Annotated in this window: 12 protein-coding genes; 5 read left to right on the top strand and 7 right to left on the bottom strand. The window is 44.2% G+C overall.

Annotation, left to right across the window (positions count from 1 at the left end):
* Nucleotides 1-9 precede the first annotated feature (9 nt).
* Genes IPP74_05950 through IPP74_05940 form a run of 3 tightly spaced genes read left to right on the top strand, consistent with a single transcriptional unit; the run spans nucleotide 10 to nucleotide 5,883 of the window.
* The gene (locus IPP74_05950) at nucleotides 10-1,209 is read left to right on the top strand and encodes an efflux RND transporter periplasmic adaptor subunit (GenBank protein MBL0318815.1); all 1,200 of its coding nucleotides are present in this window, start codon (nucleotides 10-12) and stop codon (nucleotides 1,207-1,209) included.
* On the top strand, nucleotides 1,206-4,358 hold the full coding sequence (locus IPP74_05945; protein ID MBL0318814.1) for an efflux RND transporter permease subunit: 3,153 nt from the start codon (nucleotides 1,206-1,208) through the stop codon (nucleotides 4,356-4,358). The genes IPP74_05950 and IPP74_05945 overlap by 4 nt, the downstream gene beginning before the upstream one ends.
* A complete protein-coding gene (locus IPP74_05940; protein MBL0318813.1) occupies nucleotides 4,348-5,883 on the top strand; it encodes an efflux transporter outer membrane subunit in 1,536 nt (511 codons plus the stop codon). Before IPP74_05945 ends, IPP74_05940 begins: the two co-directional genes overlap by 11 nt.
* A gap of 181 nt (nucleotides 5,884-6,064) precedes the next feature.
* Here IPP74_05940 and IPP74_05935 read toward each other — a convergent pair whose 3' ends face one another.
* Genes IPP74_05935 through IPP74_05920 form a run of 4 tightly spaced genes read right to left on the bottom strand, consistent with a single transcriptional unit; the run spans nucleotide 6,065 to nucleotide 9,430 of the window.
* Complete coding sequence (locus IPP74_05935; protein ID MBL0318812.1) at nucleotides 6,065-6,751, bottom strand: hypothetical protein; 687 nt, start codon at nucleotides 6,749-6,751, stop codon at nucleotides 6,065-6,067.
* Between the two features lie 19 nt (nucleotides 6,752-6,770).
* Entirely contained in the window at nucleotides 6,771-7,454 is a 684-nt protein-coding gene (locus IPP74_05930; GenBank protein ID MBL0318811.1) for an IS30 family transposase, read from the bottom strand.
* Nucleotides 7,455-7,502: 48 nt separating this feature from the next.
* Nucleotides 7,503-7,784 (bottom strand): helix-turn-helix domain-containing protein, encoded by a 282-nt coding sequence (locus IPP74_05925; GenBank protein MBL0318810.1) that lies wholly within the window; start codon nucleotides 7,782-7,784, stop codon nucleotides 7,503-7,505.
* A 56-nt stretch (nucleotides 7,785-7,840) separates the two neighbouring features.
* The gene (locus IPP74_05920; protein ID MBL0318809.1) at nucleotides 7,841-9,430 is read right to left on the bottom strand and encodes an ABC transporter ATP-binding protein; all 1,590 of its coding nucleotides are present in this window, start codon (nucleotides 9,428-9,430) and stop codon (nucleotides 7,841-7,843) included.
* A 377-nt stretch (nucleotides 9,431-9,807) separates the two neighbouring features.
* Between IPP74_05920 and IPP74_05915 the strand changes: the two genes are divergently transcribed.
* Nucleotides 9,808-11,946 carry an ankyrin repeat domain-containing protein gene (locus IPP74_05915; GenBank protein MBL0318808.1) on the top strand — a complete coding sequence of 713 codons (2,139 nt, stop codon included), beginning with the start codon at nucleotides 9,808-9,810 and terminating at the stop codon, nucleotides 11,944-11,946.
* Nucleotides 11,947-12,086: 140 nt separating this feature from the next.
* Here the strand turns inward: IPP74_05915 and IPP74_05910 are convergent, their stop codons facing one another.
* From IPP74_05910 to IPP74_05900, 3 genes are all read right to left on the bottom strand, one after another.
* Nucleotides 12,087-13,514, bottom strand: coding sequence for a PcfJ domain-containing protein (locus tag IPP74_05910; protein ID MBL0318807.1), 1,428 nt, complete (start codon nucleotides 13,512-13,514; stop codon nucleotides 12,087-12,089).
* Nucleotides 13,515-13,723: 209 nt separating this feature from the next.
* Entirely contained in the window at nucleotides 13,724-13,969 is a 246-nt protein-coding gene (locus IPP74_05905; GenBank protein MBL0318806.1) for a hypothetical protein, read from the bottom strand.
* Between the two features lie 148 nt (nucleotides 13,970-14,117).
* Nucleotides 14,118-15,587 carry an exodeoxyribonuclease VII large subunit gene (locus IPP74_05900; protein MBL0318805.1) on the bottom strand — a complete coding sequence of 490 codons (1,470 nt, stop codon included), beginning with the start codon at nucleotides 15,585-15,587 and terminating at the stop codon, nucleotides 14,118-14,120.
* Nucleotides 15,588-15,690: 103 nt separating this feature from the next.
* Between IPP74_05900 and purD the strand changes: the two genes are divergently transcribed.
* Entirely contained in the window at nucleotides 15,691-16,971 is a 1,281-nt protein-coding gene (purD, locus tag IPP74_05895; GenBank protein ID MBL0318804.1) for a phosphoribosylamine--glycine ligase, read from the top strand.
* The last annotated feature ends 48 nt before the right edge of the window (nucleotides 16,972-17,019 follow it).

The following is a 17,019-nucleotide window of genomic DNA, read 5'->3' as shown; positions in this document are numbered from 1 at the left end:
CCAAAGGATATGCCTAAAATTATAATTCGGCTCGTTATTATCTTCACCATTCTTGGTGGAGCTGCTTATTATGGTTTTGTTTATCGAGGAAACAAACCGCAAGGTCAAGGCGCCCCTCAAATGGGCGCCATGGCTGTCAGCATCGCTGAAGTCATAGAAGAACCTCACACCGAGTGGCGACTCTTTTCTGGGCGGTTGGAGGCCTTTCAAGAAGCGGCCATCCGTTCACGTGTATCTGGCACCATCGATAGCATTCACTTCCAAGAAGGCGCACAGGTTAAAAAAGGTGACAAGTTAATTACCATTGATCCACGGCCTTTTCAAGCTGCAGTGGAACAATCACAGGGGCAGGCTCAAGCCGCTGAAGCCAATTATGAGAATGCCAACACTAATTACGAGCGCGCTCTCAAGCTCATTGAAACCCATGCCATTTCGCAGCGAGAAATGGATGAAGCTACGTCTCAAATGAAACAGACAAAAGGCGCCTTCAATACTGCCAAGGCCAACGTAACTCAAGCCAATTTAAATCTAGCCTATGCTAATATCACAGCACCCATATCAGGCAAAGTCGGCCGCATCGAGGTTAAAGTGGGCAATGTTGTTGATGCTGGGGCAAATTCACCGGTTTTAACATCAATCGTTTCCACTAGCCCCATCTATGCCAGCTTCGATATGGATGAACAAACGTATCTGGGGTTTACAAAAGATAGTTCCCCTGCAAAACTCAAAGATATACCCGTTGAGCTCTCCCTTACTGAAAAAAATGAATTCCCTTATCAAGGCCATATCGACTCATTTGATAACCAGCTTAACATTACCACCGGCACGATGCGTGTGAGAGCCATACTCGACAATGACGATGGCGCATTGGTTCCAGGTCTCTTTGCCCATGTTCGTATCGGTTCCCCTAAGCCGCAAAATGTTATCCTGATCAATGAACGCGGTATTAATACCGATCAAGATAAAAAATTCGTCTTTGTGGTCAATGGCAAAAGCATCGCAGAATTCAGACAAGTCGAACTTGGCGAATCAGTCAATGGACTCCGCGTTATCCGATCAGGCTTAAATAAGGGCGATAAGATTATCGTCAATGGGTTGTTTATGATCCGGCCAGGCATGCCTGTTGCACCGACCTTGGTTGACATGAAAACGCTTCAACCAGAACCTTCTAATGGTCAAAAACCTTCCTCGAGCCAACAAGAATTATGAATATTTCAAATTTCTTCATTGATAGACCTATCTTTGCTTCGGTGTTATCCCTGTTTGTTTTTATTGCTGGAGCTATTGCCGTTTGGCGCCTTCCCATTGCTGAATATCCACAGGTTGCACCACCTTCTGTTGTTGTCCGCGCTATGTACCCTGGGGCCAGCCCCAAAGTTATCTCTGAAACGGTTGCCGCCCCCCTTGAGGAACAAATTAACGGCGTGGAAAACATGCTTTATTTATCATCTCAGGCAACAACCGATGGCAACATGGCCATTACGATTACGTTTAAATTAGGAACAGACGCCGACAAAGCGCAGCAATTAGTACAGAATCGCGTTTCGCAAGCCTTGCCACGCCTCCCTGACGTCGTCCGAGCCCTCGGTGTAACTACCGTTAAAAGCTCCAGTGACTTAACCATGGTTGTCCACTTATATTCGCCTAATAATCGCTATGATCTTTTATATTTAAGAAACTATGCTCTGCTGAACATCAAAGATAAACTTTCCCAGGTACCAGGGGTTGGAGAGACCCTCATTTTCGGAGGCGGCGACTATGCCATGCGCCTGTGGCTCAATCCTCAAAAAATTGCAGAGCGCCATCTTACTGCCCAAGATATTGTGGCCGCCGTGAGACAGCAAAACACCCAAGTCGCCGGCGGGATTGTAGGTGGCTCACCTTATGGCCCCCATGTTCAATTTGAACTGCCCGTCAATGTTGCTGGCCGCCTTCAGTCGATAGAAGAATTTGAAAACATCATTGTTAAAGCGGACGGCCATGGAGCGGTGACGCGGTTGAAAGATGTTGCGCGTATTGAACTGGGATCGTCCGATTACGCCCTTCGATCATTGCTCAATAATAAGCCAGCCGTTGCACTAGGTATTTTCCAGACTTCCGATGCCAATGCCCTGGAAATCTCTACGCGCATTCACGAACTCATGAAGGGATTTAAGAAAAACTTCCCAGAAGGCGTGGATTACGACATCGTTTATGATCCAACCACCTTCGTTCGTGAATCAATTAAAGCCGTTATTGAAACCCTGCTTGAAGCCGTTGCATTAGTGGTTCTTGTGGTCATTGTGTTTTTGCAAACCTGGCGCGCATCTATCATTCCGTTGCTGGCCGTTCCCATTTCCATTGTTGGTACGTTTACCTTTTTGCTATTATTTGGTTTTTCCATTAATGCGCTAACGCTCTTTGGCCTTGTGCTTGCCATTGGAATTGTGGTTGATGATGCAATCGTGGTCGTCGAAAACGTAGAACGAAATATAGAAAAAGGTCTTTCCTCACGCGATGCCACCATCGTTGCCATGCGCGAAGTCAGCGGGCCAATTATTGCTATTGCCTTAACGTTATGTGCCGTCTTTGTGCCCATTGCATTTATCAGTGGCCTTACCGGACAATTCTATCGTCAGTTTGCGTTAACCATTGCCATCTCCACGGTGATTTCTGCGTTTAACTCTCTGACATTAAGCCCGGCACTGGCCGCATTATTGCTGCGATCCCACGATGCTCCCAAGGATTGGTTTGCTCGTTTCTTAGATCGTGCTTTGGGATGGTTTTTCCGACCATTTAACCATTTTTTCCATCGCTCTTCTGAGCGCTATAGCGGGGTTGTTTCTAAAATTATCCACCACCGTGTGCTCGCTATGTTCATCTATTTAATGGTGATCTGCTCAACCTGGTTTGCCTTCCAACATGTCCCCACCGGTTATGTCCCCGCACAGGACAAGCAATATTTGATTGCCTTTGCTTTATTACCAGGAGGCTCTTCGCTTGACCGCTCCGAAGTTGTGATGCGCAAAATGTCAGAGATTGCCCGCAACCATCCTGGGGTGGAAAGTGCCGTAGCCTTTCCAGGCCTTTCGATTGCTGGCTTCAGCAACAGCCCCAATGCGGGTATTGTGTTTGTCACTTTAAAACCGTTTGATCAGCGTAAAACCCCTGAATTATCAGGGTTTGCCATAGCACAAGCGTTGAATGCCAAATATATGGGCATTCAAGATGCTTTCATTTCCATCTTTCCACCACCTCCCGTACCAGGCCTTGGCACCATTGGTGGCTTTAAACTGGAAATCCAGGATCGTTCCGATGCAGGGTATGATGCACTTTATGGCGTCACACAGGCCATTATGGGTAAAGCATACCAAACACCTGGCCTTGCTAATGTTTTCTCTAGCTTTCAAATCAACACCCCACAACTACAGGCCAATGTTGATCGTGTCCGCACCCTACAAATGGGTATCCCGCTACAGGATGTGTTTGATGCGTTGCAGATTTTTTTAGGATCATATTATATTAATGACTTCAACTTGTTTGGACGAACATTTCGCGTGATTGCCCAGGCAGATGCTCCTTACCGCGCACACAAGGAAGACATTGCCAATATCAAAGTACGGAACCCTCAAGGGGAAATGGTGCCGCTTGGTTCGCTAATCAACGTTACTGAAACCTATGGGCCCGATCGCGCTACACGTTATAATGGTTTCCGTTCTGCCGATATGAATGGCGGACCCGCACCTGGAGTATCTTCGGGTCAGGCACAAGAAATGATGGAAAAAATACTGCACGACATATTGCCCAAAGGAATGAGTTTTGAATGGACCGATCTTACCTATCAGCAAATCCTTGCTGGCAATAGCGCCATTTACATTTTTCCTCTCTGCGTGTTTTTTGTGTTCCTGGTGTTGGCTGCCCAATATGAAAGCCTGGCATTACCACTTGCGGTCATTCTTATCGTACCCATGTGTTTGCTTTGTGCGATTACCGGTGTCTGGCTAGCTGGCAAAGATAATAATATCTTCACCCAGATTGGGTTCATTGTTTTGGTAGGGCTTGCCTGCAAAAATGCCATTTTAATCGTCGAATTTGCCCGCGAGCTTGAGCGTCAGGGTATGAGAACCTATGATGCTGCGGTTTTAGCAAGTAAGCAGAGGCTACGTCCTATTTTAATGACATCCTTTGCGTTCATTATGGGCGTTATACCGTTAGTGGTTTCAACCGGAGCAGGTTCGGAAATGCGTAATAATATGGGAGTCTCGGTTTTTTCGGGAATGCTCGGCGTTACGTTCTTTGGCTTATTATTAACACCGATGTTTTACGTCCTGTTGCGCTTTATTGCTATGAATCTCCGTGGAGAAAAACATGAAAAATAGCATGGTATCTTTTGGCACGTCGCTGCTTTCTGGTCTAGTTACCTTAGGTGTTACACTGGCAACAACCAGCCTGCTACTTACAGGCTGTGATCTTGCGCCTAAATTTAAATTACCCAGCTTTAAAGTAGGGAATGCCTATAAAGAATCCTCTCCCATAGACCATTCTTCTAAAATCGACAAACCCGAAGATGGTAATTGGACGAAAGCAACGGCACCTGAGCAATTAGCAATCCCTGCTGATTGGTGGACTCTATTTGACGACATCCATTTAATGTGCCTGATTGAAGAAGCCAATGACAAAAACCCCACAATTAAAGCAGCTAAAGAGCATGTGGAACAAGCGCGTAGCCAGGTTAGAATTGCCAGTAGTGCTTTTTTCCCAGCCATTGATGCTGGCGCCAGTCCCTCGCGCCGCCTTTCTTCCGCTGCATCACAAAAACAATTTAATCCCAACCCCGTTGTTAAGCCTTACACACTTTATAATGCCCAAGGCACCATCTCATATGATTTCGATATTTTTGGTCAGAATCGCAATAATAAAGCATTTGAATCATTTAAGCTTGCATCCTCGCAAGCCACATTAGATGCCATACGCTTGACCTTACAAGCCGATATTGCCCACTATTATTATACGTTGCGTGCATTAACCGCTGAACAGGCCATTTTGAAACAATCACTCACCGGGAAAGAACAGGCGCTAGAACTTATCCAGCAAAAGCGAGATCTAGGTGCCGTTGGCGATTTGGATGTTTCCCGCTACGAATCTGATCTAGCTCTAACCAAGGCAGATGCGTTTGCCATTCAACAACAAATAGAACAAACGGAACATGCGCTTGCGGTGCTCACCGGCAAATTACCGAATGAGTTATCACTCATGGTTGAGCCCCTGGTTGATGCCCCGCCCGTTGTTCCAGCCGGCTTGCCTTCCGAATTATTACAGCGGCGCCCTGATATTCTTGCTGCTCAAAAAGATATGGCCGCCGCCAACCAACATATTGGCGCGGTTAGGGCCTCATTCTTTCCTCATATTTCACTTTCGGCACTCGGAGGATTTGAATCCAGCGAATTAGGCGATCTTTTTAAATGGTCCAGTCGCACCTGGCTTTTGGGCCCCTTAGTGGGCACCACACTCAGCATTCCTATTTTTAAGGGCGGCGAAGGACTTGCTTCCCTGGCAATGAGTAAATCATCGTTTAGAGAATCCGTGGAGATTTATCGTCAAAAAGTACTCACCGCTTTCCAGGAAGTAGAAGACCAACTCAGCGCCAACCGCTCTCTTACCCTACAGCAAGAACAATTGGCAGACGCGTTAAAAGCTTCGTTAACGGCCGATTCCATTGCCAAACAACGTTATGATAGTGGTGGAATAAGTTATATTGAACGCTTGGATGCAGAGCAGGTTATGCTAAATACTAAGCGTCGCTCTATCCAAACGCTTGGCCAGCATTATATCAATACAATTCAGTTGATCCGGGCACTCGGCGGCGGTTGGAAACCATCCCAAGACGAGAAGAAGGCGGAATAAGCAGAATAATACGTTATCTAAAATAGCATTTAAAACTATTATGATGGCCAACTGACACTCTTATTGACACAAAATGGGTGCTTGTGTCAGTTGAAACTCTGATAAATCAAGGGTTAGAAGATAGCCAATTGACACTTTTAATTGACATACAATCAATGCTTGTGTCAGTTAGAAAGCCTAGTTACACGGCATACCATTTTGCATTACGACCTGCTCCCTTGCACTCAGCTTTCCCAGACTTCTTAAGTACAGCAAGGTAATAACGGATAGTTCTGTCTTCTGCATGTGGCAGCACTTGCCTGAAATCATCAAAAGGACACCCATGCTTTTTATTGCGGCGCAAATGCTCTTCAATCAGAGTTAAATGATGATTCTTGGATAGCCCTTTTCGGCGGGTATATTCGCCTTTCCTATCCATAAAATCATGAAATCGTTGCGATAGAATGAACTTATATTGGTTGCTGCTGCGTTCTAATATTCCCAGATCCACCAATTCCTTCGCATATTTTCTTTCTGCTTCAAATAGCTTCTTATCCTCAAATACCTTGTCAATAACAATAAGGTGGTGAGCAGTAAATGAGGCTAGAGTCTTGCTGCCAACCTGCTCTAAAAAGTTTAGGAATTCTGGATTTTTAATCTGTCCATAAATAGCTAGCAAGACGTTATGCTTATCTGTTCCAGTATATTCAGGCAGAGGTTTAGACTGTATAACCGCCGTGCTGAACATTAAATCGACACCTTGGCCTGAGCGCTCTACAAGCCCACATTTCTCAAAAGCCTCAGCAATACGCCTGTTTCGTGGATTTTGTTTATCAAGAATATTGGCTTCTGTAATGCCTTCTGGAAATCCTCCAGGGTTCTCAACCAACAATCTCTTTGGATATTGTCTAACAGAAATGGAACTGGATAGTGCCACATTCAAGTTTGAAGTGCAAACCTCTGACATTTTTTAGGAATGCCTCATTAGGAGTTATCCAATTGAGTTTTTTGCGTGGTGTTAGGTTATAGTTATCAATGGTTTCATTGAAATCCTCCTTGTTGTATGTGTGAATGTTCGTTTTTCTGGGTAAGTCTCTTCGCAGTCTTCCATTGGTATTCTCGACGCCGCCCTTTTGCCATGATGCATATGGGTCGCAGAAGAAGGTTTTGATGTCCAGTGCTTTACCCCATAACTGGTGACGGGTAAATTCACCACCATTATCCAAAGTCAACGACTTGCGTGCTTTTGAGGTATTTTGGTTGCAGGTTAAGGATTGCGTTTGCAACGTCATCGGCCTTTTACTGGGCAATTGCTTGCTGAGGGGTAAACATGGTCTGTCTTTCCCTGAGAACCAGAATAGGTTGAGACCCTTACAGAAGCTCATCAAATCCCCTTCCCAGTGACCAAATGTTGTCCGCTTATCAATGTGCTTGGGCCGTTGATGGATAGAGACTCTGTTTGGTATACGTGAAGCACCAGCGCCTTTAGATTTTCTTAGTCCCCGCTTTGCTTTATGCCGTGGAAGGAACTTCCAGATTTTCTCTTTTCGTCTGGAACCTGATAAATCCAGTGGTAGATCGTTTCGTGACAAATGGATTTTAGCTCGGTTTGACCATGCTTAAGATGACCGGCGATTTGCTCAGGTGTCCAGAAAATGGTTCTGCATGTGTTCCATAACACATTCCTGGAGCTTGATATCCTTGTCGAGTCGCGCTTGACGGCAACGGCGGCCAGCTGCCAGGCGATGTGCCGTATCCGGCCAATATTGACCTGGCGGTGCTTCATTGCGCTTTAGCTCCCGATAAACGGTACACACTGGACGGCCGATCGCTGAAGCAATCTGGCCTGCTAGCAGGCCAGATTGCTTCAGCTGAGATATCTTTGCTCTTTCATCATAACTTAAATGGTTATATCTTTTCATACGCAACATCTTTTTGATTATCTGTTTTGACAACAAACATCATAAGGTGTTGCACTTCATTTTAGAACAGGCCGGGTTCCGTCTTCGATGATGTGTCCTTTATCAAATACTAAAATGCGATCCATCGCCGATAATGTTGATAACCGGTGGGCAATCACAATGGTGGTGCGGCTTGCCATCACCCCTTGTAAACTATCTTGGATGAGTCTTTCAGTGACTGAGTCCAATGCTGAGGTGGCTTCATCCAAAATGAAAATCGGTGCATTTTTCAATATAGCGCGGGCTATGGCGATGCGCTGCCGTTGGCCGCCGGATAATTTCACACCGCGTTCGCCAACTTCTGCATCATAGCCTTGCGGCAGCAAATTAATGAACTCATGGCAATGGGCTCGTTTAGAGACTTCAATCACCTCTTCATTGCTAGCGTTAACATTGCCGTAGCGTATGTTGTCCATCAGTGAACGGTGAAACAGCGAGGTGTCTTGGGGAATCATGGCTATTGCCTGGTGCAATGAATCTTGAGTTACCTGCGAAATATCCTGGTTGTCAATGAGGATACGGCCGCTGTCAACGTCAAAAAATCGCAGGATTAAATTCACAAAACTGGTCTTGCCCGAACCTGAAAATCCCACCAATCCTACTTTGGTTCCGGGTGCGATAGTGACGTTTTTATTCTCAAATAAATTATTGTTCCTTTGATAACGGAACGAAACATGGTCAAACGTAATGGTGCCTGATGTTATCTTCAAATCAGGAGCGTTGGGCTGATCCGTAATGTCATGGGCTTTTTGAATGGGAACAAGTGCTTGCTGGCATTTGCCGATCTCTTTGAAAAAATTAGGTAGCTCAATTCCTGAAAGCCAGGCCATTACGCATATCCCCCAACTGGAATAAAAGATGTAGCCCAGCTCCGCAGCAGTGATGTGCTCTTGCTGCCATTGCGAAATCATGAGCGCCATCATGCCCACTCCCACCACTAAAAAAACCAAAGGTCCTAGAATCATCCTTATTTTAAAAATAAGATGCAGAACCTGCTGGTGCTTTTCGCGCTCTTCTTTTTGTGCAGCATTAAGATATTGCCACTCCCAGTCAAACCTGGCAAAGAGTTTGGTGGCAGTGATGTTGGCAAAACTATCGACGATGATGCCGCTGATTTTGTTTTTGCTGGCGGAATGCTCCATCGATGTGCGATTACAGCGTTTGGCGTAAAGGAAACAAATCCCCAAATGGGTACAGAACCAGCCACATATCACGACTCCAAATAATGGATGCATCCGCGTAAACAAGGTCGTGGCGATAACTGCAGCAACTGCCGCTGGAATAAACAGGGTTAGCAATAATTGCATAATGCGCGTGCAGGCTTCGGTGATGTCGTCAATCTTGCTGGATAAATCACCCGATAAATGATCGGCAAAAAATCCGTGCGAATGTTGGCGGATATACTGTACCATCGCCATACGAATGGATGCTTCAAAACGCGGATAGGTGCGCGATGCTAAAAAGTCAGAACATCGATACATCACCTCAATAACAAACCAGAAGCCAAGCACGGTAAGAACCGGCGCAGCAAATGCGCTCCAGGCAAGGGAGCTGTCTCCACTATAGGCAATCACGGCTCCCACAAAATGCTGGAATAAATACGGCATCAAGGTCCAATCGGCAGCTCAGGCCAGATGCGCAATCAACAGCATGATAAACCACATGCGTTGCTGGCAAATGAAATACCAGAGGAAGGGGAGCAGGTGTTTGGGAAGGGATGGGGATGGGTTCATAATGGGAGTATCGTTGATAGCTGTTGCATTATCTTAACATGGAAAGGGTTAAAGAAGGAGTTTTTTAATTTTCCCCAAGAAAACAGCCTGTTGTGTCCGCTTTTGATAGCATATTAATATATTTTTATTATCTAAGTGTTGTTAATAGCAATTGAATATGTATGGTTGTATTGATCTTTTTTTGGTTGTTTTCATAAAACATTAACAATATTTGTTTATTATTTATGTATATAGATAATAAAGTACTGTATATGAAAAATGACACACACGAATATCGCATAATAATAGGCCCTGACATACCTAAATTAGCAGCAGATTATATTAAATCTGGTCTCATGCAAGCGGGAATTCGCTCGAATCTTCAGGTTTATGGTGAACCTAATTATACTTTCTTTCAAGACGGGAATTTAAAACAAAATCCAATTTCTGTTCATTATATGTTTTTTGCACATGGAGGTGTTTCCCAAGATCAGATGCACAAAATAAACGTCAGAGGAATAGAAGAAAACACCGAAAATGTCGTAGCAATGATGGGGCATTTTGGCATTCAAGGTGGGCATGTTTTTTCTTGTTTTTGTGGTGCTGCTAAAAATGCTGTTTTGAAGCTCGGAGATAATATTCCTGTTATCTTCCACAGTGGAGCAAAATACGAGACATTGAATTCCATGAATGCGGAAGAAATAGTAGCGTTGACTCAATTCAGGAAAAAAATACGGGATCAAAAGGGAACATATCCTTCGCTCTTTGATGAATTCGAACATAGCTTGATGACGTCACCTGAAACAGTGATTTTTTCAATATCAGTTAATAATACAGTCAAAACATTCAAAGCTTCGGCCCCGAAAGATGGCACTAGTGCAGATGAGTTAGAAGAGTATCTCAATGCTCAACTAGACGACTTTAGACAATTTCGCCAAAATGAATTGGGACATGATAAAGAGATGTTCCTGGATTTATCCCCTAGCGGTCTTGATATCGCAAACGAAAATTCTAGGAATAGGTATCTTGAAAGGGCATTTCTGATTGAAGCAGACCGGAACTCCAAATATGCAGTTGAGCGCATAGAATCCTATTTAGAAAATCATGTAAACCCTAATGCAACTTTAATGGATGGATTTAACGCGCTTAATTCTGCCTACACAAAGGGGAGAACAGAAATAGTAGAACAATTATTGAAGCGCCCTGACATAAACGTTAATGCAGCCGATATATATAATCGCACACCACTTAATATAGCCTGTGACAGGGGGGATAAAGAAATAATAGAGCAATTATTAGCTAATGAGAGCATCAATGTTAATGCAGCGGATATATATAATCGTACGCCACTTTATATGGCCTGCCAAAGTGGAAATAAAGAAGTGGTGGAAAGGTTGTTGAAACGCGATGACATCAATGTTAATGCGCCAAATGCTCAAGGTTTTACCCCGCTTCATATAGCCTGCCACAGCGGAAATAAAGAATTAGCAGAACTATTATTGGAACACAAAGACATCGATGTTAATACGCCAAATGCTCAAGGTTTTACCCCACTTCATATAGCCTGCCAAAGTGGAAATAAAGAATTAGTAGAGCTGTTATTGAAACACAAAGACATCAATGTTAATACGCAAAATGCTCAAGGTTTTACCCCACTTCATATAGCCTGCCAAAGTGGAAATAAAGAATTAGTAGAGCTGTTATTGAAACACAAAGACATCAATGTTAATGCGCAAAATGCTATAGGTTTTACACCGCTTCATATGGCCTGCCAAATCGGAAATAAAGAAATAGCATCTCAATTAATTGCGCACCCAGACATTAATATTAATGCGACGGATTCTCGAGGCTTTACCCCACTTCATATAGCCTGCCAAAGTGGAAATAAAGAATTAGTAGAGCTGTTATTGAAACACAAAGACATCAATGTTAATGCGCCTAATCTTCAGGGGGAAACTCCACTTTATATAGCCTGCAGAAATGGGCACAAAGAAGTGGTAGAGTTTTTATTAAAACAAGAAAAGATAGATGTTAATGCGCCTCGTTCTTTTATTGATATGGCACCGTTATTCATGGCCTGTGAAATGGGAAATAGAGAAATAGCCTCTTTACTGATAAATCATAAGGGCATAGATGTTAATGCACCTAATTCTAATAATAAAAGTCCACTTTATCAGGCTTGCGAATATGTGAATAAGGAAGTGGTGGAACAGTTGTTGATGCATAAAGATATAAACATCAATGCACATGCTAAAGACGGAAGGACAGCATACGAAGTGGCGCAGTTTTATAGCACAGATATAGCAAATATTATCGATGTGGCGCGCAAGCAACAGAAGCTCGTCCTAGGAAAGCATACGCAGAGTGTAGTATTGCCTACTTCAAATATTAAATCCGGGAAGGGCGTTTGATTTGATTCTTCACTTCAGTGATTTTTTCACGGGTGCATGCTGTAACACCGTTTGTTGAAGATTGCCAGAGACTGTTCATTAAAGTGAGCCATAAGCGCCGCATATACACGTTCTTAGGTTCAACCATTCTTACGCAAAACTCATCCACCCACACCCCATCCAAGTTTACTCCACTTGTTTTGGTGCATTTCTTTCTCATTTTTAAACCTCTTCTCCAAATCAACCCCTTCTGCAAATTCCGAAACATCTTTGAATTTTAACCAACCCGATGGTAGAACTTTGGTTTCCTGCATCGTAACGTAAAGATCATCCAAACTCTGCCAGGTACGCGGAACACGTAATTGTGCAAATACATCTTTTTGACGAACGCCCCTATGTTTCTCACAAGCTCCCTGAATTGGAAACACAATATCTCCGATATTAAGCCTATCGACAAAGGTTGCCACCGCCTTGATAACCTGATCCGAAACCGCCGGATCATCATTGCGGCCCTTGAGCTGATTCACCGCAAATGTTCGTTTGATTTGATCAATCTGCACCGTGTATCGCTCACCGTGTTGATCGGTTATAGAATAAATATGCGCACTACCATAAACACATTCCGTATGATGAAAAAGGTAACTTAAGCAATGGTTCATCTCAACTCCCTCGCGTAGGAGAGCATGATACGTGGTCAGCGGCGTAAAGCGGATTGAATTTATGTAATGCGTATCGGTTAATGGGTACCAGTCACAATTCTCTCTTTTTGTCGTAGAGTCCTGTGATCGATAAGGTTCCAAGGTATCACTTAATTCACCCACATGCCTTTGCCACCGCGAGGCATACGTATAGATCTGTCTCGGATTAAGCGTTTCGCATAACATCCTCGTTACCATATGAGTGATGAGGGTTGAATATTCAGGCTTCAAAGCGTTCCTACTAGCATCTTCATACGATTGGTCTTTGAGCCTCATATACATGAGCGGTTCTAAAAACCAAAAATTAAGATCATGTATATAACCAGCCAAACGCGCCTTTGCGGATTGATAGCTTCCACTATCTTTGCCTGGAAGCATGGCCGATTTCCATTTGCCCATACTGTTCTTTAGACTCCCTTCGGCAGGCCCATTCATGCAATTGGCAATTAACAGCATGCGCCTAAAATCTTCAGGATGTTGTTTGAATAGAGGGATTTCGCTCTTCAATAAACAGACAGACGATAATTCTAATGTGGTTAATGTTTTAACCAACCGCTCTATCTCTTCCGAATTATCCCCATCAAATCCTTCTATAGAACGGATCACTATTTCAGATGTATTTAATAGCTCTTGGACCGCTTGATCAACAGGCACCCCATTCATTATAGACTCCTGAAGCTGGTCCATAGCAAAAGGATTACGCTCCTGCCAATCCGAGTATTTTAAAAAAGGAAATCTGGCAAACACATTCGCCAATGGGTCATCCGCATGCGTTAATGGTGGCGATGATGAGGGACCGATCGAATGATTGCGATGAATAGATTTATGAAAATTAAACGCGTATGGATTACAAATCCGATTGACCCACGATCGGTACGTATAAAGCTTCATGCTGTTAATATCTTTTAAAAAATTATTATATGATAAAAAATTTATATCACAGCATCATAAATATTTTCAAATATAAAAAGATAGACAATCGAACGTTATTAGATATATTAACCCAACAAGGTCACCCCTAACTCTCGTAACCGTTTTAGCTGTTCTTTTTAGGAGAGAGGGTGTGTGTGAGTGAGTGAGTCGCTGTTTGGAAACTCTATTTATTTCCAGGCAGGATCGCCCATATTAATTTGCTTTTTGGTTGTTAAAGCGCCTGTAGCAGCACCAAGTGCACCCCCAACAACCGCGCCTGTACCGACGTTTCCACCCATCAATGCACTGCCTACGGCACCTGCCCCCGCACCAATACCAGCACCACTAAGAGCCCGGTCCGTTTGGCTAGTTCCACACGCCGAAACTGCCCCAGCCAGCATGACAACAGAAACTAAAATCAATTTTTTTTTCATACACATCTCCTCTTTTTTCATAAAGCATCTTTAAGCCTAATACTACAATAATACGCCCTATTATTTAAAAATGCATGAATACACCATCCAAGTTAAAAGGAAAAAATTAAACAATAGCCATTTATGATCTATGAATAAGAATACACACTTAAGATAACGTCTTTGTGATCTTGCCATCCTGAAATTCAATCTGAAGGAGGCCTGACTCCGGGAAATCCTGTTGTGATGCGATAATCTCATGTTGATCATTATAAATAATCGCAAATCCACGCTTAAGGGTTTGTTTATAATCAAGCACCTCAAGCATACGCTTGAGTGAACCCAATTGCGTTAGTTTTTCTAAAAATCCATAGATGATTCCCTTGGTTAAAGAGACCTCAAGGCGCTGTAATTCTTGGGTTTTAAGGGCTATCATTGGGCGCGTATCCACACGCATAATGGACTGCTTAACAAATTTCATCCGCTGCCGCGAGTGCATGATAATAGTGCGCATCGACATATCCAGATGCAGCAAGAGATTATCGATTGCTTTGGCGTAATAATCCATTTGCTGGTTAGGATGTAACAAGCGGGACTGCATCAGGTCAATCCGTCCCAGTTTCACCTGTACATATTGATCCATCGCAGCACGCAATCTATTTTGCAAGCTTTCCAGATGAAATGCAGCCTGCTCCATTTGAGCTTTAGGGTGCGATAACGAGCGGCACTCCTTTTCTAAATACAGCTCCCTATATTCAAGATATTGGGTTGTTCCCCAATAACAGCGTGATGCCAAATCCATCACTTCATTCATTAAATCGTGATGTGTAATAGGACTCACCATTTCTGCTGCAGCTGTTGGTGTTGGCGCTCTTATATCGGCAACGAAATCAAGGAGGGTTGTATCCGTTTCATGACCAACCGCCGAAATGACGGGGATATGCGACAGCGCAACAGCCCTCACCACCTCCACTTCATTAAATGGCATTAAGTCTTCAAACGATCCTCCACCACGGGCAATGATAAGCACATCGGGCTTGCCTTGCTCAACCGTCATGGCGTTAAATCCGGCCACGGCGTGGGCCACCTGGTCAGCAGCATTAAACCCTTGCACAGCAACGCCCCAGACGAGTACGCGGCATGGGTAGCGATCTCCCAGACGGTGTAATATATCTCTGATCACAGCTCCGGTTGGCGACGTAATAACCCCTATAATTTGCGGAAAAACCGGTAATTTGCGTTTATTTTCTGGAGCAAAGAGCCCCTCTGCTTCCAATTGCTTTTTGCGCTTTTCAAGCATCGCCATCAGCGCACCAAGCCCTGCGGGCTCCATCGACTCGATTCTTAGCTGGTAGTTGGAACGCTGAGGATAGGTCGTTAATTGTCCGGTGCAAATGACTTCAAGTCCATCTTCGGGAATCATACCTAATCGAGCAACAACCTGCTTAAAACACACGGCATTTAAAACGGCTTCGTTATCTTTGAGCGACAGGTAAAGATGTCCCGATGGCCCATGAAATTTAGACCCCGAAATTTCGCCTCGCACCCTTACATAACCAAAGGTGTCTTCGATCGAGCGCTTTACCGCCTGCGAAATTTCTGAAACGGAGAATTCTGGAACATTATGGGTTGGAATCATGGAAGTATCCTATCCGATCGCTTTTATGTTTTCAAAACGTTTATCTCAGCTTATGCTGTTGTTTCAAAAAATTATGTTGATAGACATCAAGAGGAAACATTTTATGAAAGTGCTAGTGATTGGTTCAGGCGGACGCGAACATGCCATGTGTTGGGCATTATCCCACTCGCCTTTATTATCAAAATTATATATAGCTCCTGGAAATGGTGGAATGCACGATCTGGGCGAATGCGTAGAAATTGCCGTCCACGACCATCAGACCGTCATTGCCTTCTGCCGTTTGATGTCTATTGATCTCATTGTTATTGGGCCCGAAGCCCCACTGGTTGCCGGACTTGCCGATGATCTGGAAGCCGCAGGATTTCTAGTCGTTGGACCCAGCGCAGCCGCAGCCCAGCTAGAAGGCTCTAAAGCCTTTACCAAACAACTTTGTGACCATTATAATCTGCCCACAGCCCGCTATAAGCGTTTTAATACCAGTAAACATGCCATTGATTATGTCAAAACCCAAGCAATGCCTCTTGTGATCAAAGCCGATGGCCTTGCTGCCGGTAAGGGAGTCATTATTGCCCAAACGCAGAAGGAAGCCATCAATGCCATTCAAGACATCCTCGATACCAAAGTGTTTGGAGATGCTGGCAACAGTTTAGTGATTGAAGAATTTCTAGAGGGCGAAGAAATCAGCTTCTTCGCCCTTTGTGATGGCAAAACAGCCCTACCCTTTGGTTCGGCTCAAGATCATAAACGTGTAGGTGACGGCGATACTGGCCCCAATACGGGTGGCATGGGAACGTATTCTCCAGCACCGGTGATGAATGACGCATTGCATGAGAAAATCATGCAACACATTATCAGTCCAGCCTTAAAAGGTATGGAGCAAGACGGCCATATTTTCAAGGGCTTCCTCTTTGCAGGATTGATGATTAACGATAACGAACCTAAACTCATCGAGTTTAACGTGCGCATGGGCGATCCCGAAACACAGGTTATTTTGTCACGACTGAAAACCGATTTTCTGCAATTGCTTTTAGCAACTGCGGAAGGCAGTCTTGATAAACAAACTATCGAATTCCATCCACATGCTGCTGTGTGTGTAGTAATGGCCGCTAAAGGCTATCCCGGGACCTATCAAAAGGGTTCGGTTATTAACAATCTTGAAGCCGCCACCACATTACCCCACGTTCAGATTTTTCATGCCGGAACGTCTTTGAAGAATGGAAACATGATCGCAACAGGCGGAAGAGTTCTTGGCGTTACTGCGACTGGCGCTTCTGTACTAGACGCACAGCAGCAAGCTTATAAAGCGGTCGATCTCATTCAGTGGCCAGAAGGTTTTTGCCGCAAGGACATCGCTTGGCGAGCCATCAATCGCCTTCGATCATAACAATCCATAGTCGTGCATCTATGATATGGACACACTCGACAGCTCACT

Source organism: Alphaproteobacteria bacterium (assembly GCA_016722515.1).
Classification (GTDB): Bacteria; Pseudomonadota; Alphaproteobacteria; order Rickettsiales; family JADKJE01; genus JADKJE01.
This window is presented reverse-complemented; position numbering and strand designations above follow the sequence as displayed.